This is a genomic window from Paraburkholderia sp. RHO2 (assembly GCF_050955445.1).
Classification (GTDB): Bacteria; Actinomycetota; Actinomycetes; order Mycobacteriales; family Mycobacteriaceae; genus Prescottella; species Prescottella agglutinans_A.
The window spans coordinates 17,715-35,554 of the sequence record NZ_CP162618.1 but is presented as its reverse complement, the minus strand read 5'-3'; the positions used below and the strand labels follow the sequence as shown (position 1 = coordinate 35,554).

Genomic DNA, 17,840 nt, shown 5'->3' with positions numbered 1-17,840 from the left:
GGGGTTCGATGGACGACGCGGAACTCGTGGCCGCGTGCCGTGCCGGTGACCACAGTGCGTTCGCCGAACTCACTGGCCGTTACCGAACGAAGGTCTGGCATGTGTGTGTACAGATCACCGGCAACACCCACGATGCGGAAGACGCCTTCCAAGACGCCCTCATCGCTGCGTGGCAGAATCTCCACAAGTTCCGCGGCGAGGCCCGCTTCCACACCTGGCTGTACCGCATCGCGACCAACGCTGCCCTCGCCCTGGTCCGTCGTCGCAAGTACACCACCAGCCTCGATGACACCGACGATGATGGCCCTGGCATCGACCTCGCCGACGATCGCACCCCGTTCGACGACCGGGTCACGACCACGGACGCCGTCCAGCACGCCCTGGGGCAACTCCCCGAGGATTTCCGCGTCGCCATCGTTCTCGCCGAGTTCGCCGACCTCCCGTACGCCGACATCGCAGAACACCAACAGGTCTCCGTAGCCACCGTGAAAACCCGCATCCACCGCGCGCGAAAGCAATTGGCGGACATCCTCGCACCGGTCCGCGCGTCACAGACATAGACCGCCCCCGCCCCTTGCCACCACCGCCGCAGCCAAAACCTTCATCCCGCGCCGGACTGCTGTAACCACAACCCATCGAATCGGGAGTTCATTGCATATGCCCGCGCTCGGATACGTCACTCGCGGCCGGGTCGCCTCCACGATCGCCGTCGCTGCGGCGGCCGCCTCGTTCGTTGGCTGCTCGGACGATCAGGTTCTGCTTGACGACAGCCTGCGGCCCGCCACCACCACCGAGCGCCCCACCTACACCGACCAGTTCACCGTCGGCACGGCGACATTCACCACCAACCTGCCCGACGGTGCGCGCGTCTTCGAGCTCACCAAGGACGAGAGCAAAGTCCTCTTCGGGACCGAGGAGAAGGCCGTGTCCATCGTGTCGTGGCCGGGGCACGACCTGTCGACGACTAGCTTTGCCGACCTCACCAAGCCTGGTAAGGGGTCTCAGAAGGTGATCGACGAAGCCGTGGTGTGGTTTCTGTGGACAGTCGACTGCATGGACTTCGACAAATCTCAGAACAAGCCGGACACGATCGACTCGACGAGCGCCTTGAATGGGCAACCTCTCACGTACAACCGCGTCACAGACGGGTCGGAGAAGGTCGGCGACATGACTCGCAGCGGTGATGGCTACCAGATCCGGGCCAAAGACACCTCCGCTGCGTTCTTCGAGATCAAGCTCGATACGAAACCATGCACGGCGGTGATGGCGCTGGCCACGTACGCGAGGAACAGCCCCGACAATCCCCTCAAGGATTTCGGGTATCGGCTGTTCGTCGAAGGCGACGGCACCGTCACCACGACCAACCCGTGAGGCTCCCCTGGCGGCGCACACCCGAGCCCTCACTGACCGCGGCAGACATCGCTGAGGTCCGTGAGCAGGCACGCATTCTCGTCGTTCCTGGGTTCGCAGCCTTCGACGAGATCTGTGAGACGGCGCGCGGCTGTGTCGCCGGCGCCGAGGAGCACACTGCGCGGGGGCGGGAGGTCGACGCGGTCGTGCGTCAGGTGTGGAACGAGCGCCTGGCCGAGCAGAAGCGGTGGACGACCCCGGGCGACTACGTGCGGGTGGCCGCGGCGTTCGCGGACCTCGAGCAGCGCGGCATTCTCGCGCGAATGAACTTCACCTGCTGCGTCCGCTGCGGCACCGTCGAGATCGACGACGAACGCACCCCGGCCGACCCGCCGATGGACGGCTGGTACCCGTGGAAGCAGTGGGCGTACACGTTCTTCGACATGCAGGACGCCACGTTCCTTGGCGACGAACCCGATGACCTGTGGCTGTCCTACAGCTCATTCCGGCCGGCCCCCGGCACCGACCCTGCACTGATCGCGGCCGTGCGCGCCGGCGACGAGACCGCCCGGCAGGAGATCGCCGCCCACACCGACGGCGTCGTCGGCCGCACCGTCGTCGACGCGCTCGAAGCACAGGCCTGACGGTGGACTGGAACGGCGACACCAGCCACCGCATCCGCGTCTCCGACGTCGTCTGGCGCAAACACCTTCCAGAGTGACGAATCCAAATATTCCAGTACGGCGGATGCGCGCTGCCGGTCATCAGCGTTCAACACTGGTGATATGCGCGGGGGGCTAAGCTGCGCACTACGCATAGGTTGTTCGACAACCAGAACTCTCGACCGTTGGACTGCGGGTGATCACTGCCGGCTACAGAGCGGCTTTGGTGTGAGCGCAGGGGGGGCGGCCGGGGGTCATCAGGCTCTGTTTCACAGCTTGCTCGCGCTGATCGAGTGGTCGCGTCCGAACAGCCATCCCTCCAACAACCAATGTGTCTCGTAGTCGATCAAACAAGAGCCCCCACACCCGGACCAAGAGTGGAGGCCCGAGCGACCGCTCAACGGCGCCTCACCGCTCTCCCCTATGCGTGCCCTGTTCTCGGCCACGCAGTCGCGTCCTTCGCTGTCACCGGAGGATGGGCCAGTGTCGCAGCGATGAAATCGGTGACCGGCATGGTCAACCCGTGCGAGAGTGCCGCGGCAGTCTTGTCTCCCTCGACCCACACGCTCGGGTCGTCTCGGAGAAAGAAGCGGAAGTCTGTGTCGTACGGCGAATTGATAGATTCGACTGAGACGCCGCGGCCAACTGTGCCGTTCCACATCCACGCCACCGAACCGAGAGCACCCGGACCGCGGCCCCGGAAGGTACTGACAATTGCTGCCGCATAGTCTTTCACCGCATCCTCGGACCGGCTGAACGTTTCCCTCAAGCCTTCGTATCCGCGCTCGTCGCCGGACATCACCGCGTAACCCTTGGCAGTCTTGCGAATACCCCGATATCCGCGGAAATAGCCGCCGTCGCCCCTCGGGGATTCGGTGACCACGTACCCGTCGCCGGAGAACACGTCATCGGTCCACTGTTCCCCCAGCGATGCTGGCAACACCACACGCAGATGCTCGACAGCGTCAGTGAACTCCGCAACCTCCGCATCGGCCAGCGCTCCCTCACCCAGCCAGTTGTTCTCCTCTGCTACGGCATGCGGGTGCCTCATGGTGTCCTCTCCCGTGATGTGCGAAACCTGCGGGCGCCTCACCGCACTCCCTTATGCGTGCCCAGTTTTCGGCCAGGCAGTCGCGTCCTTGGCCGTCACCGGAGGATGGGCCAGCATCGCGGCTATGTAGTCGGTGACCGGCATGGTCAACCCGTGCGAGAGTGCCGCGGCGGTCTTAATCCCTTCGACCCACACATTCGGGTCGTCTCTGAGGAAGAAGCGGAAGTCCGTGTCGTACGGCGGATTGAGGGATTCGACTGCGACGCCGCGGCCAACTGTGCCGTTCCACATCCACGCCACCATGCCGAGGCCGTGGTCCCAGCGAATCGCGCTGATGACGTCCGCGGCATAGCCTTTCACAGCGTCCTCGAACCGATTGAACGTTTCCAGCGGGCCTTCGGATCCGCGCTCGTCGCCGGACATCACCGCGTAGCCCTGGGCGGTCTTGCGAACACCCTGATAGCCGCGGAAATACCCGCTCTCGCCCCTCGGGATTTCAGTGACCACGTACCCGTCGCCGGAGAACACGGCATCGGTCCACTGTTCCCCCAGCGCTGCAGGCAACACCCCACGCAGGTGCTCGACCACCTCGGTGAACTCCGCAATGTCCGCATCGGTCAGCGCTCCCTGACCCCAACGGTTGTTCTTCTCTGCTGCGGGATGGGGGTGCCTCATGATGTCCTCTTCCGTGATGTGTGAAACCCGACCGTACTTACTGGTACCGACATTTGCGGATGACGACCGATGACGCAGGTCACGTCGGCGGGTAGATCCGCTTGATGATCTCCTCGCCAATCATCTCGCGAATCCTCAGTGCGACGAAGTTCTCCGGAATGAACTCTGTCATCCCCGGGATTAGATCAGGGAGCCCGGTGACGGGATCTATCTTGATGACCTGGAACTGTATGCCCCCACCGTCCGCCCCAAAAGCCTCGGCGATCTTGCCGGTGACGATCGCCCTGTTCGGTGGCAGCGGTTTGTCCTGTACGTACCGGAAGTACCCGTCGGACGCGCTTTTGGGCGGAAGGCTCCGCATCGGGAAAGGGTCACCGTCGGTACCAAGGAATTTTCCCCCCTCGTCACCGAAGCGGTCGAATCGGGCACCGGGTGGGAACTGCTCGAGGACTTCGTAAACGGGGTTGCGGGCCGCGTCGAGCGCCAGTCCAGTGTGCTCCGGATAGTTGAAATACCCGGTCGCGGGGTCGACGAACTCAGCCTGCCATTCATCCGGCGTGTATTTTCCGTACGGTTTCGCATTCGGAGGGAACAGTGGCGCCGCTTCACGATCGATCCTGTGCGCGTTGGGATATGCCCCCATGCCCGTGCTGGGTTTCGGTGGGGTGAGTACAGGCGGTGCGGTCGCGACCTCGTCGCCCGCCCGTACGGCGGTACCGACAGCAGACTCAGCTGCACCACGACCAGCGGCACCGACAGCAGACTCCGCTGCACCACGCAGGCCCCCCGTAATTCCTTTGGGCCCGACCAGCGCGGTTCCGATGTTCAACAAGGCCTTGCCAGTCGCGTAGTCGTAGTCGCCGGAGGCGAACTCGTCCCACGCGATCAGGTTCTTCCCGAAGTTCTTCCACGAGTCGGCGACGCCGGGGGCCCCTTCGCCCCCAAGCCCGACGAGGGTCCCCGGGCCCGCGCGCCAGGAAGCGACGACACCTGGTGCGCCGCGCCCGCCGAGGCCAATCAGGGGCGCGATCCCCTTGACCATGTCGACGATTGCATCGCCCACACCGTCCCCGAAGTCCTGGTTGGGTGTCAGGGCCTCTCGTTCAGGGCTGTCCGGCTTCGGTATTGGTTCCCACTGATCGGTCCAGGGGTTCCAGCGGGTACCCATTTGGTAGTTCTCGTCGAATAGATCGGTGGGTCTGCCGTCGGGGTCGAGACCGATGAAGCGGTCGTCCTTCGTGATGAGGGTCGCGTTGCCGTTGGGATGCTGAATCGTCGTGTCGTTGCGGCCGTTCTCGTCAATAGGGCCGGAGATCGCCACGGACACAGTGTCGTCCGGGTTGGTGATGAAAGCCATCACCCGACCGCCCGGCATCGGGTGCGAGACGGCTTCGCTGACTGTGCCGTCCACATTCTGCGATCTGGTGTAGATGACTCCGTCGGTGCCGATCCGGCTGACGACAGGCGCTGCTTGTGTCGGATCCATTCCGGCAGGAACGGTGTAGCTGACGCCGTCTCGGAACATCGTGTGCGAGCCATCCGGATTGCTCGTCCACAGTGTGTATCCGCCCTGGCCGTCCGGAGTGCGGCGGCCGATGGTGACCGTGTGGTCCGGGTTCTCGGTGACGATGTCGTAGCTGTCGGGATAGCCCGGCACCGGTGTCAATCGACTCCGAGACTGACCTCCCTCCTCGTGGATCGTCCCCTCCTCGAACGCGCCATTCGAATCCGGTCCAGTCCGGTAGGAAGCGGCTACGCCCGATTCGTGACCGGTCGGGTACATTGTTGCCGTTGTGCCACCGCCGTAGTTCGATGTGACCGGCTGGTCGATCTGGTTCGCGTAGACCACATCTGCGGCGGGGCTTCCTGTACCCGTCTCCGCAAGCGACGAGGTAGGGGTGGCGTTCTGCGCTTGGCCCATCAACTCGCCCACACCACTGGCGGTGTTCGAGGTGTTCTGGGCGTTCTGCCGGACCTGGTCCACCTGGTTCCCGGAGAGGAACTGACCACCGGCCGTGTCCTGATCGGTCTTCCAGCCACTCTTGTTTTCTTTGTTCGCGTTGCCGGGTCCCTTGCGACCTTCGTCGTTCGGGTCGGCGAGAATCGGGTAGGCAGTGTCGGCGTCGGCGTAGACCTGCTGGACCAGTTGACCGCCCCGGACGACGTAGCGGGTCGGGACGGGACGCCCGTTGGCGTCGTAGGCCCAAGGGGCGGCCATGCGGGAGACCTCGTAGCCGTCCGCATCCACGATCGATGCCGTCCCGTTGGCGTTGACGCGGATCGATCCACCGTCGGGCACCGGCGGGGTTTCAATGACGGCCTCGTGCAGCGAGGACTTGTCGTTGATGAGGAAGAGAGTCCGGAAGCCCTCTCCTTCCCTGACGACGAGACGCTCGGTACCGCCGGGCACGTACTGCATGACAGGTGCCACGGCCATGCCAACTGCCTGCGCCAGAAACGATTCCGGCGTGCGCCCCATCAGCCCTGTCGGGTCGGCCGCGGCGGCGCGGGTGCCGCGCCCGAAGCGTGTGGCGCCCGCGACGGCACCGGCGAGTCCGGTGAGCAGCAACAACGCGTGGGGGTTTCCGCCACTGGCGGGTTCGTCGGCATGGGTCGATTCCTGCTGCACCTGCGGCGGGGTCCGTCCGAGTTGACTGTCAAGTACCGGCGGCGCCGGTGTGGGTGATGCCGACTGTTCGGGCGTCGGCGTCTGTGTCGCGGTGGGCGAGGGCGCGCCGGTGGTCGGGACCGTCACCCGACCGTCCTCGACGCGGGCGGGCTGGCCTCCGCCGGGGCTCGGCGGAGCGGGCAGGCCGGGGACGGGGACGATGTCGGTGCCGTTGTAGCGCGGCATCAGTGTCGGTGCGTTCGCCCCGACCTGCGGGCCTGATCCTCCTGTCCCGGTCTGGCCGCCCTGTCCGGGCAGCGGCGCCGGGGCCGTGGTGGTCGTCTCCGGGCCCGCGGGGATGCACGGGTTGATCGGTTCGGGTGGAATCGGCGACCCGGGAGGAAGATTCGCGATCAGATCGAGCCAGATCTGATGATCCCGATCCCGGACCGCTTGGCAATCTTCCTCCGGCGTCGCCACCGCCGCGGGCGGAGCGGCCGCACCAATCGCGATTGCCGCGAGCCCCGCCGCAGCGGCACCGGCGCCCCACCGCGCTACCTGGCGTCGGCGGTTCACCGGCCTGCCTCCGGGTTCTTCGAGGCCATGTTCTTGACGAGGGTGTCCACACCCCACCAGAACAGGCGGCCGGCGATCGACATCACCAGGAAGAACCCGAGATACACCCACACCGGGCCGTGCTCGCTCGCCCACGTCGAGACCCGGTCGAGGTTCGCGAACACCGCCGCCAACACCGCCAGACCCGCCGCCAGCGACAGCGCCGCGCGGATCGCTGCGGAGGTTGCGCCGTCGGAAGGCTCGTCGCCGCTCGCCTGCGGGGTCGCTCTGGACCGGCGGTGGTCGACGTCGCGGCTTCGATTCGTCTGGGTGTGAGTCGCGGTCTGCGTCATCGTCACGTGTCCCCCTGATGTTCGGTTGATGTCGTATGGCGACGACCGGGTCGTCGCGGCGCATGCTGAAGCTGTCGCAGCTAGTGCGCGACCGGCATTGAATGCGTCAAGCACGGCTGCGGTCAGCCGGTCACCTATGAGCAGGCGCGTGCGCGGCGCGATGAAGGCAGGTCAGCCGGTTTTGGCGACGGCGGTCCGGAAGAGCGCGTCGAACTCTTCACGCGCTTGGGCGTTCGATTCCATTGAGGTCTGCTCGATCATCACGCGGTAGGGGCCGACCCATGCGTAGCCGACAAGCCTGAACGACACAGCAGGAGAAGCTGTCTCACCGTCCAGCCGCGAGCGGACCTCCACCCGCTGCCGATAGACGATCGATTCATCCGCGCGCAGGTCGGACGGTGCCTCGATCCGAGTCGTGTCCGTCACCGTCGAGTCCACCGCCACACCGTCGACCGTCCGCTCGGTCGTGACGATCGCACACGGCCCGGAGAGCATTCGATCGACCAGGTCCGGGGTCTCGCTCTCGCCGTTCGCTACGGCGGCGACGTAGATGTTCCCGGTGGGGGTCTGCGCGTTCACCGCTGCCTGCGAGGCAGTGCTCTGGATCCGGGCCTGCTGCTCACGGGGCTGTTTGCACTCGGCCTGGCCGAACGTGGTGTTCGCGATCGCGTCCGCGAGTTGCTGCCCGTATGACTTCGTATCAGGCACAGGGTAGTACTGCGAACCGGCCGGGAAGTCGGACTCAGCCAAAACCAACGCCTGCAGGTTCGCAGGCTCCGCGGCGTCCGTGGCCCCGCCCGCATCCGAGCATCCCGACGCCAGCAGGACCACACCGATCACGGCCGCGATACCGCGCAGGCTCACCGTGCCGCCTCCGGATTCCGGGAGACCACGGCCTTGATGATGGTGTCCACGCCCCACCAGAACAGGCGACCAGCAATCGACATCACCAGGAAGAATCCCAGATACACCCACACCGGCCCGTGCTCGCCCGCCCACACCGCGACCCGGTCCAGACTCGCGAACACCACCGCCAGCACTACCAGACCCGCGACCAGCGCCGCCGCCGCGCGCGCGAGTCGGGTGTTGGCGCTCCCTGCAGGGGTACTCGTCTCCGAGTCGTCCACTGCCCGAGCGTCGTTCAAATTCTTTGTGGTGTCGTGCGCGTGTGTCATGGCATGCGTCATCGACAGACCTCCCCCGTCTCCGCAGTTTCCCCGATTAGCCTGTAGGTCAGAGCCAGGTCGGCTCGGAGTACACGTACAGGCTGTCGTCCGACGTAGCGGTCGACGCCGCCAGCATCGAATACGAGCGGATCGACACCGCGCCGAAGCAACCGTCGACCTTCACGTGCAGGTTCGAGGTACTCACGGACGCCTTCGCGCCCTCGAGATCCTTCTTCCCCAGCGGAATCGTGGTGATCGTGCCGGGCTTGACCTGCGCCGAGATCGACGGCCCCACGTTCGCGCTGATCCCACCGTTCGGACCGGTCATCGAGATGCCGATGCTCGGACCAAGGGTCATCGCCAGACCGACCGTCGCACCGGAGGAAACGTCGATCTCGCAGCCGACCTGCAGGCCCTGCTCGATGTACCCGGACCGCACCGGCACGGTTCCCGACCCGGTGATCGTGCCGGTCGTCTTCGACGAGAAGAACCCCTCCCGCGTGAACCGCGACATCGCAAGATTCGGCACCGGATTCGCCGACAACTCCGTCGCAGACACCCCCAGCACCCAACCGTCGTCGGTCGTCTTCGAATCAGACTTCGACTCGAGGTTCGTCGGCTCCGCCGACGCGACCCCGCAGGTCCCCCACGCCACCGCACTTGCAGCGACGGCGGCCACGACAGACTTCTTCCACACAGCAGACATAGAGACTCCCACCCCGAAAGCGTTCCAACAACGCGTGATCGGAACTTACCGACCGTACAGTTTGCCAAACTAACGCATCACCGGCGTGACTCCAAAACCGACCCCCAGGGCCCCGCAGGGAGGGGAACGCAACGGCGAAAACCGATGTGCCCCAGCCGCGTCGTCTTGATGCCTAGCACCGATTAGGCACAGGTAACGGACATTTGCAGGTGGATCATCCGGCGATAGTCGCTCCCCCGCCGGGTCGGGGGCCGGCAAGGGAGCGACTCTCCGCAGCCGTCCGCAACGACCGCGGCCCCACGGTAAGGAGGCGGCCATGAGGGACGCAAATGTTGTGCTAGAAGATCCAATTCGGTGCAAACGCGCTGAGCATCAGCTGTTAGCGGCAGGAGTGCCGCGCAGGTTTCGACATCACCTAGGCCGTTCCAATGGATGAAAACAGGGGTGAAATCGACCTCCAGATAGCCCCTGACACGGCCCGCGCCGTCCGGGTTGGAACCAATCACCGCCCACAAGAACCGTCACAGACATGCGGGTGACTCCCCCGCAAGGATCCGGACATGCGCCCCGCCCAGGTGCCGGACCCTCACTTAGTAGTGGGCGGGTCGCTACGCCAGTACGCGTATCTCCCCGCCGCTACTTCCATAGATGCGCAGGTGGTTGCGTGAGGACGCTCCAATGCACGACTGCGTGTGGACAATCGCAGTGCTTCAGCGTGCGTTCAGGGAGCCGTCCGTGTCACGACTTCGCCGACCAGCGGACTGAGTCTGTGGACCCGCGGACGTCCTCAGTCCTGGGGGCGCGCCACCGATGCCCCGCACCATTGCCTATCCGACCAGCGTGTACTGGTCATGAAGATAGGGCTCGATGAGCGTTGCGGACGTTCGGGTGGCGTCGTCGCTCTGGTAGGCAGCGGCTACTCCTACTGCCATGATGGTGCCGTCATCGAGCTGCACGAACACCGGTCCGCCGCTGTCGCCATGGTCGACGATGTTGTCGAAGTACACGGTGTGTGTTGCTCTGTCGACGCTGATGAAGTCCCCGCAGGAAAGCCCGGTCTGGGCCCCGAGGCGGCAAATACGGGGCCGGTTCTCCTGCAGCCAGGTTGCCGTGGCAAAGCCACCCACTTTTCCCTGCCCATATGGTGCGCCTTCAGTCCGAACGCCGGGTGCGATTCTGATCATCGCAATGTCCACACGCCCAGAACTGAACGTCTCGTCGATGAACTCGCCGGCATAGAGCTCCACGCCGCCCTTCGTCGTAACAGAGATCCGGTCTCCCACCCTTCCGCAATGACCGGCAGTGAGCATGACGCGTGGGCCGTCGCCGCCCTTCACGATCCAGCCGCTTGAGCAGTCTTCCCTGGCTACGACATTGGTGTAACGGCGACCAGGAACGACACCATTGTGCGTACGCAAATAGTCGACCGGACTTGCGTCCCGGGTGATCTGAGGCCGCCCGCGGATCGTCGCGGCATACGGCTCCGGAGTCGATTCAGGCGACTGGGCGACGGGATGACCCGAGGATACGGCGCCGCCGGCGACCGTCGCGCAGCCCGAGGTATGACCTGCCAGAATCGCGGTGAGTAGCACAATGAGCAAGGACAGCAACTGGCGTCGATCCGTTCGTTCCCCCATGCATCGAGTCTTACACGCTCCGCACGTGGGGCCTTGCGCAGCCGAACTCGATCACCACGGTTGCCGGTTCCGACTTCTCGGATGCGGCACCCTCACGCACCTATCTGCGAAGCCGAGGTGCGAGCTCCACTGTGATCTCTAAATATACTGTGCATCAGGGCAATTGCGAACTCCGAGTCGTGGCGTGACAGGCGGTACGGATTCACTCACGCCATCCAGCATGCCGGCGTGATAGCCCATCGCGGCGCCGCGATAGAAGCGACATTCACCTCCGAACTCATCCTGTCGGCAACAGGTCAGGCGTCCCAGCTGGGCGGCTGGCCATCGCTGCACAGACGTTGCTGGCGTCGACACACCAATTTCACCCGCGTTTTCATCCGCAGCCGCACCGTTAGAGCGAAACACCGTCTTCGAACCACATTGGTGTACAGAATATTTCGTACACACCGCTTTGGATCACGGCATCCGAATGTGATTTAGTGAACCTGCTCGCGTGGAGGACGCAGCCTCCACGCCCAGAGCCGGAGCATTCTCGGATGCATGACACGAGATTGGGCGCAATGCGGTTGTCGTGGGTTGACCACAAACTGCCCGTCAGCTTGCTTTCCGCTTTGTGGGCGTGGTGATGTCGAGGTATCGCCGCTGATTCGCGGCGGCGGGGATAGGGAGGACTCCCAAGTGGGGATCATCAAGGTATCGCTGAAGATCGCGGCCGCGACTGCAGGGGCGTGTGCGGCACTGACGCTCGGCGCCGGCGTGGCGTCGGCCTTGACGGTGCAGCCGATCGCGGGTGGCACCAAGGTCGAAATCAATCATGGTGAGGCCGTGGCACTCTCGCAGGTTCGTGTTGTGGGGCCGCTTCTGAATCCGGTGTTTCCGAATCTGGTCAGCGTGTCCGGTAGCGGACTCCGCGCGGGCGACGCAGCACAGGTGTCCATCGACCGGGCTGCGCGCGGGAACGGCGGTGCCGGCGTAGACATCTACGGGCCGCTGCATAATCCGGATCTCGTCAGCTACTACCACTACAAGTAGAGCGAACAGGTGCGCCCGCCCCGAGGAATCCACAAGGCGGGCGCACCTGGCCTTCTCGACCGCGGTGGCCATACCTGGCCGACCGCGATCGAAACCGACCCGACCACAGCTCCGATCAAGCACACACCGGCATCAGCAGGATTCGCTCCTCTGAGGTAAACGGCACCGAGCAGCGTCCCGAGCGCCGCAAGACGCACCACCGAGCGGCATCATCTCCCAGCCCGCAAGTACCGCTCGGTACACCGGCGGCCAACCGGACCGCGCACATTGTGCGGCCGGGGCCCGTCCACGCAGTTCCCCGACTACGCAGCCACGTTCAAACATCAGGACCGTGCCATCGACCGATGAGAGCCACACGTCGTGCAGTCGCAGGGGGAATTCAGGCGTTGCGAGCTGTGCGCCGCAGTTGCGACTCGCGAATCCACATCGCGGTGTTCGCGATGGCCAGCGCGACGGCCAGAACGATGGTGATAGCCGACCAGATCGTCAGGTCGTGGGATAGCCAGCTGCCCACCGCCAGCAATCCGGCACCGAAAGCCATCACGAGCGGCATCAATCGTCCGGCAGCACTTTCCTTGAATCGGCTCCGGCCGAGCACACTCCCAACCACGATGAGGACCACGGCGGCGAAGAAGGGCGCATTCATGCGGTGATTCTCTCCTATCTGTTGGACGACCTGGGGCGAATCCAGACCTACCGATCGCGGCTGACGTTGTCCGATCGGTTGATGATCGACCAAACGCTTTGCCTTCCCGGATGACTCGATCGGCGACGGCCCGTGTGACGTGCCGATCTGGAAATCCTTGATCGATCCGACTTGCCGGGTGCGGGTAGTTCAACTCGATAGACAGCTCGTTCGGAGGCCACGATGGCCGCCCCAATTGCGAGGGTCCATCGTTCGTCGAAGGGCGTGATGGTGTCCATGCGGCGCTCGCCCGCCAGGTGCGCGATGCGGGTCTTCAGTGCTGCGCTGATCCCCAGGGTCACGACCGTCTTGCGGCCCCACGGTAGCCGTCCCCGAAGTTCGTCGAGAATGTCCTCGGCGGCATCGCTGCCGATGTAGGTGGCTGGATATCGGAATGCGTGATGGATACCGCGGGTCCACGTGTCCACCGCGAGGGCCAAGATGTCGGGGCCCTCGGCAGTAAAAACTATCGCGGTGCGTGTCTCGAGTAGTTCTGGCATCGACTGGATGTAGGCGATGCGGGCATCGGTGGCGCTGACGAGGGTAACGATTCCCGTACCATGTGGCTGCAGCGTCGCCGCGAGCATCGAGGCGACTTTGGTGTCCCACGAGACAACCCCCGTGATCCGCGGGCTGAGGCCGACGCGACGGGCACGTCTGATCATGACGGTGGCGGCCTCGACCACGGAGTCGAACCCCACCTCCGATGCTGGGGTGTCACTGCGTCGATCGATCGGCCCGAGTTCCGGTGCGTGTGCATCAAGTAGAACTGCGTTGACGGAGGTGGCATCGACTGCGATGCCCAGCGATTCACGCATGACGTCACCGAGAACCGTTCTCGGTGAGTTTGGTGGAGGTAAGCCGCAGGTCGATACCCGAGGCCATCATGTCCGACTCGGACAGTGCCACGGTCACCGTCGGTGACAGTCGAGGATCCGCGCCGTCATGCCGAGGTGCCGACGCGCTGACATGGTAGAGGCCGGCGACGAGGCCGACGAACGCGAAACGGCCCGTGTGATCGGTCGCGATCTCGCGATTGATGATGTCACCGCACCGATCTTGTCCAGTGAGGGTCACGACCGCGCCGGGCACCGGAGTTCCAGATTCGTCGACGACGACGTCTGCGATCTGACCGCTGGCTTGCACGCCATTCAGGTTCGGGCGGATGGCCGGGTCCAGCGCCGCGCCTGCACCGTGCGGATCGCATCCTGCCGGTCGCTGGACGAACCGGAGTTCCGTGGCGTTCGACATCACGAATGTGACCGGGGAGGTTCCGCTCAGCGTCGCTGTCGTGGTGATCGCAGCGCCCGGCGCAACCGTTGCGGGCGACGCGTCGACCGTGACCGCTCGTGTCGTCCGAGCTTTGGGCGCGAGATCGCCCAGCTTGCAGGTGAGTACGGTCATCGGACCCACGTCGACGAGTCGCGAACCGGGTCGGCAGAACTCAGGAACTGTCTCGAGCGTCAGCCCCTTCCAGATAGGAAGAGTCACGGTGGCGTCGGCGATCCCGGTGGTGCCAGGGTTGACGTCGACGATGAAGGCCACACGGTCTCCGGGCCGGACGATGCCATTCGACGAACTCGAGTCACCGCCGAGGCTGGTGCTGGGATCGAACGGCGGTGTGCCGTCCATCTGCGTGAGTGCGATGGTCGGGATCGGCGCGGATGAAGCCGCCACCTCGATTTCGGTGCCACTGGTTCCGGATCCCTTGAGCGCCAACAGGGCAACAGCGGCGCTCGCCGTCAGGGCGATGACAAGCGATCTGCGGCGACGAGTGGGCTGGAATGACCTCAAGACATTTCCTTCGATGTTGTCCGAGGATCCCGACCCCCGATGCGCGGGGATCCCGGGAGGAGATATTGACGACCTTCATCGAATCTCGCGCCGATGCCCCCGATCGGGCGCGAGGGGATGACTGGACGGGTGAATTGGGACGAAAAGGATGAATCGGGGGTGAAATTGCGACGACCCGCTCACAGCAACTTGAATTCGCCCTTCTCTGCTGGGTGGATGGAGTCGATTCATGCCAGACCTGCAGTCGTGACCGTCGTCGCTGCTCGCACTTCATCTCCAAGGATTCAGATGATCGACCCGAGCAGCGGTGACGTTCCCTGTGGCTTTCCGAGTACACCGACTCCCCTGCGCCGGCTTCAGAAGCTGCTGCAGCGAGACGCTCCGCTGACCGTCGTCCGCGGTCCCCAGGGATTCGGCAAGCGACATCTGGCTCGGTGGTGGGCCACGTCAGACACCTCAGACGGCGTAACCGGCGTGTGCGTTCCAGCTGACACCGACTGGGACACTGCCCAGTTGTGGCAGGCCGTGGCGGACAGACTGAAGATCGCGGGTGTGATCACCCCCGATGCCGTCGTCACGGGCGACCGCGCCGCCACCGACGATGTGCGCCGGGTGCTCATGCACGTACGACAACCGATCAGGCTCGCATTACTCGGCCTCGAACAGGTCACCGACCGTGGCGTCGATGAACAGGTTCAGCATCTGGTCGACGTGTGCCCGATGGTGGACGTCGTCGTCACAGTCTGCGGCCGCACGCTGTTCCCCTATTTCGGCACACTCGATTTAGCGCACCATCTGATCGATGGCGGAGTCCTACGACACACACTCGATGACATGAGTGAGGCCGCCGAGCGTGCCGGTATCGAACTACGGCCGGGTGAACTGGAGATCCTCTACGACGCCACAGGAGGCCTGCCGGCGCTGACCGGTGTCGCCATCGAGGTCGCGGCCGACCTGCCACAGTTGCCACGCCGCGGTCGCCTTCTCGAGAATCGACTGTCCACCGCGGTCACCGAGCACCTCGAGACCGCCGTGCTGGCCACCGCGGCTGCTACCAAGCACCGATCATTCCTGACGAGGGTGGCGACAGCCCACTCCCTGACCACGAAAATTGCCCAGTTCCTCACCAATGATCCGGACCCGGTGCATCGTCTCCGCACTCTGGCGGAAGCAGGTGTTGTCGACCACCTCGACACCGCAGACGGCGACACATGGATCCTGCCGCCGGCCGTGCGACGGGTCCTGTTCGAGAGCCAACGCGCCGACGGCCTGCACCCCGAAGCGCGGCTGATCCACCTCGCCCATCATCACCTCGCTAACGGCGAGCCCGGTGCCGCTCTCCGGTGCGCCACCGATGCACGGCAGTGGGGGCTGGTCACCGCGATCGTCGACGAACATCTACCGACCCTCGTCGGCACGGACCTCCTCGTCCTCAGCCAGGCTCTAGGCTCGCTCCCGCCGCGGACACTTGCGAGCAACCCACATATCAACGCAGCCCGGGAATTGCTCGCCCTCCTGCATGGCAACTCGGCGCGGAGCGCCCGGGCAGAACAACCCGACACCCTGGCGATCCCCGGGACACTGTCGGATCTACAGCTCGCCACTCACCACGCGATCGTGATCCGCCTGTCGGGTGCGTACGAGGAAGCCGCCGAGGCGACGGACGGTCTCCGGTTGACCGCCGCTTCCGTCCTGGAATCATCCCCGAACGACCTCACCGATCTCCTGCCCTTCGCTCGGATGCAGTGGTCACTTACTTACCAACTAGCCGGGCGGTTCCCCGACGCTGTCTCCGAGCTACGGATCGCACACCGGCTTGGTGAGGCACAAGGGCAGAGCTACATCGCCCGCAACGCCGCCGGAAACGCAGCCCTTCTCTGGGCACTCGCCGGCGACCACGCACGCGTCGACGAGTGGCTCGAACTCGAACACGCTCACTCCGCGACGGACACATGGGCGGATGCACTCACCCGGATCGGAGGACTCACCGCCCGCGCACTCGCCGCCCTCGACAAGGGCGACAGCGCGCGAGCAGAAGCAGCACTCAACCAACTCGAAGACTTACCACCTGTGGTGGAACTGTGGCCTTTCGTGGTCCATGCCCGCGGTCGACACGCCATCACTGTCCAGAACCCCGCCGCAGGCTTCGAGTCGCTCTCCCAGTTCGAGAGTGAACGGGCCAGAGCGAATGGCGAAGTCGTGCGATCGCTCGTCGATGCCACCGAACTCGAGATGCACCTCGCACTCGGCGACTGTGGCCGCGCCATGAAGCTCGCGAGGGACATGCGATGCAGTCATCCGTGGGATACCGTTGCCGCGGCCCGCGCCCATCTACTGACCGGCAGACACCACACCGCGATCAACACCTGCCGCCGATACGACTGGCTCGCAAGTCCTTACATCCGGTTCTACCTCGACGCGCTCATCATCGAAGCGGTCGCCCTGAACGAGACGGGCGATACGCGCAGCGCGCGCCGCCTGTGGACCCGCGCATGCGACATGGCTAGCCGTACCGGATGCTCGACCTCACAGTCAGGCGTCCCCGGTGACGCCGTTGCTGCACTTACAGCCCTCACCGGAACGAGCTTCCCCTTCCCCCCAGCCGTGCCTCACTATCCCACCGACGTCCACTTCCCCGACCTCACTGACCGCGAACGTGCTGTGCTGGATGGACTCGCACAAGGACTGACTGCTGGCGAGATCGCGGACGCGCTGCTCCTTGCAACGCCCACAATAAAATCGCACCTACGCACTCTCTATCGCAAACTCGACGTCCACACCCGGGGTGAAGCGATCGACGTTGCGCGAGACCTCGGTTTCCTCGGGGACCAGCCCGCCAGTCAGCTCCCGCGGGACCGCGCGGCCCTACTGCAGGGCACCAGGGTTAGGCCGAACGATCACCGCGTGACGTCGTCGGTATATGTATCCGGCCGCCCAGGGGCCCGGCGCAGCGGCTGAGAGAGTCACATGCAGCCCTCACCGCTCTCGGTTCGAGTGGCAGCCCCCACGAGGGCCGAGATCCACGCGGCGAGAGATAGTCGGCGTCGGGCGAACACGCGTCTCATGGGTCTCGCCGCAATCTCTGTTGTGTTCTGCCTCGTGGGCCCGTAGGTTTCCGGTGTCCCGCCCAAGGCGCGCAGGCTCCGGACGAGTGCGCCCCCGACTGGTTGGCTGCCCGTTCGAGCCGGGCCGGTCCGAGGGGGCCGCATCGCGTGGTGCGGTCCCCTAAGCCTGCGCTCGCAGTAGACCCGATCGCGTGGGCGTGGTCGAATCACGAGCGCGCGTCACCCTGAACTGCGGGATGAGTGGCTGAGGCGCCACGCGGGATCCGGTCGGGCGCGGGAACTTCTTGGGGGTCCGCGACATATAGGTCTTGTCGCACGGTGGATGCGTCAACTCGGTTGGTTGCCGGAGTCCGACATGATGGTTCGGAGCCGATGCCATTCCATCGTCGCGTGGCCGCCACCCCGGAGCTTCTCGGAACGGTTGCCGTCCGCGTCGATGACGCGAGCGACGGTTCCGCGACAGTGCTGCCGAGACGTACTCGACGAAACAGTCCTTGCCGT

Annotated in this window: 16 protein-coding genes; 5 read left to right on the top strand and 11 right to left on the bottom strand. The window is 64.9% G+C overall.

Annotated features, from left to right (window positions below; genetic code table 11):
* Positions 1–8: 8 nt before the first annotated feature.
* The 3 genes from ABTV10_RS25280 to ABTV10_RS25270 all read left to right on the top strand — a co-directional run bounded on the left by ABTV10_RS25280 (position 9) and on the right by ABTV10_RS25270 (position 1,994).
* Positions 9–560, top strand: a complete 552-nt coding sequence (locus ABTV10_RS25280) for an RNA polymerase sigma factor (RefSeq protein ID WP_499035619.1) — start codon at positions 9–11, stop codon at positions 558–560.
* Positions 561–657: 97 nt separating this feature from the next.
* A complete protein-coding gene (locus ABTV10_RS25275; protein ID WP_499035618.1) occupies positions 658–1,371 on the top strand; it encodes a hypothetical protein in 714 nt (237 codons plus the stop codon).
* Positions 1,368–1,994: a DUF6891 domain-containing protein gene (locus tag ABTV10_RS25270; RefSeq protein ID WP_499035617.1), complete on the top strand. Its 627-nt coding sequence runs from the start codon at positions 1,368–1,370 to the stop codon at positions 1,992–1,994. The genes ABTV10_RS25275 and ABTV10_RS25270 overlap by 4 nt, the downstream gene beginning before the upstream one ends.
* A 439-nt stretch (positions 1,995–2,433) precedes the next feature.
* On the opposite strand, the gene ABTV10_RS25265 is transcribed toward ABTV10_RS25270, so the two are convergent.
* From ABTV10_RS25265 to ABTV10_RS25230, 8 genes are all read right to left on the bottom strand, one after another.
* Entirely contained in the window at positions 2,434–3,063 is a 630-nt protein-coding gene (locus tag ABTV10_RS25265) for a hypothetical protein (RefSeq protein WP_499035616.1), read from the bottom strand.
* Positions 3,064–3,114: 51 nt separating this feature from the next.
* Positions 3,115–3,738 carry a hypothetical protein gene (locus ABTV10_RS25260; RefSeq protein ID WP_499035615.1) on the bottom strand — a complete coding sequence of 208 codons (624 nt, stop codon included), beginning with the start codon at positions 3,736–3,738 and terminating at the stop codon, positions 3,115–3,117.
* Positions 3,739–3,817: 79 nt separating this feature from the next.
* On the bottom strand, positions 3,818–6,592 hold the full coding sequence (locus ABTV10_RS25255) for a TNT domain-containing protein (RefSeq protein WP_499035614.1): 2,775 nt from the start codon (positions 6,590–6,592) through the stop codon (positions 3,818–3,820).
* A gap of 326 nt (positions 6,593–6,918) precedes the next feature.
* Positions 6,919–7,260: a hypothetical protein gene (locus tag ABTV10_RS25250; protein WP_499035613.1), complete on the bottom strand. Its 342-nt coding sequence runs from the start codon at positions 7,258–7,260 to the stop codon at positions 6,919–6,921.
* 165 nt (positions 7,261–7,425) lie between these two features.
* Positions 7,426–8,118: a hypothetical protein gene (locus ABTV10_RS25245; protein ID WP_499035611.1), complete on the bottom strand. Its 693-nt coding sequence runs from the start codon at positions 8,116–8,118 to the stop codon at positions 7,426–7,428.
* Positions 8,115–8,381: a hypothetical protein gene (locus ABTV10_RS25240; protein ID WP_499035610.1), complete on the bottom strand. Its 267-nt coding sequence runs from the start codon at positions 8,379–8,381 to the stop codon at positions 8,115–8,117. The genes ABTV10_RS25245 and ABTV10_RS25240 overlap by 4 nt, the downstream gene beginning before the upstream one ends.
* 106 nt (positions 8,382–8,487) lie before the next feature.
* Positions 8,488–9,126, bottom strand: coding sequence for an MspA family porin (locus ABTV10_RS25235; protein WP_499035609.1), 639 nt, complete (start codon positions 9,124–9,126; stop codon positions 8,488–8,490).
* A gap of 827 nt (positions 9,127–9,953) precedes the next feature.
* Entirely contained in the window at positions 9,954–10,763 is an 810-nt protein-coding gene (locus tag ABTV10_RS25230) for a chymotrypsin family serine protease (protein ID WP_499035608.1), read from the bottom strand.
* A 678-nt stretch (positions 10,764–11,441) separates the two neighbouring features.
* Here ABTV10_RS25230 and ABTV10_RS25225 point away from each other — a divergent pair.
* Positions 11,442–11,795 carry a hypothetical protein gene (locus tag ABTV10_RS25225; protein ID WP_499035607.1) on the top strand — a complete coding sequence of 118 codons (354 nt, stop codon included), beginning with the start codon at positions 11,442–11,444 and terminating at the stop codon, positions 11,793–11,795.
* Between the two features lie 379 nt (positions 11,796–12,174).
* Here the strand turns inward: ABTV10_RS25225 and ABTV10_RS25220 are convergent, their stop codons facing one another.
* Genes ABTV10_RS25220 through ABTV10_RS25210 form a run of 3 tightly spaced genes read right to left on the bottom strand, consistent with a single transcriptional unit; the run spans position 12,175 to position 14,274 of the window.
* Positions 12,175–12,441: a hypothetical protein gene (locus tag ABTV10_RS25220; RefSeq protein WP_499035606.1), complete on the bottom strand. Its 267-nt coding sequence runs from the start codon at positions 12,439–12,441 to the stop codon at positions 12,175–12,177.
* A 47-nt stretch (positions 12,442–12,488) separates the two neighbouring features.
* Positions 12,489–13,298 carry a DUF7159 family protein gene (locus tag ABTV10_RS25215; RefSeq protein ID WP_499035604.1) on the bottom strand — a complete coding sequence of 270 codons (810 nt, stop codon included), beginning with the start codon at positions 13,296–13,298 and terminating at the stop codon, positions 12,489–12,491.
* A 4-nt stretch (positions 13,299–13,302) separates the two neighbouring features.
* On the bottom strand, positions 13,303–14,274 hold the full coding sequence (locus ABTV10_RS25210; RefSeq protein WP_499035602.1) for a carboxypeptidase-like regulatory domain-containing protein: 972 nt from the start codon (positions 14,272–14,274) through the stop codon (positions 13,303–13,305).
* A gap of 474 nt (positions 14,275–14,748) precedes the next feature.
* On the opposite strand from ABTV10_RS25210, the gene ABTV10_RS25205 reads away from it, so the two are divergent.
* Entirely contained in the window at positions 14,749–17,232 is a 2,484-nt protein-coding gene (locus ABTV10_RS25205; RefSeq protein ID WP_499035600.1) for a helix-turn-helix transcriptional regulator, read from the top strand.
* Positions 17,233–17,840 lie beyond the last annotated feature (608 nt).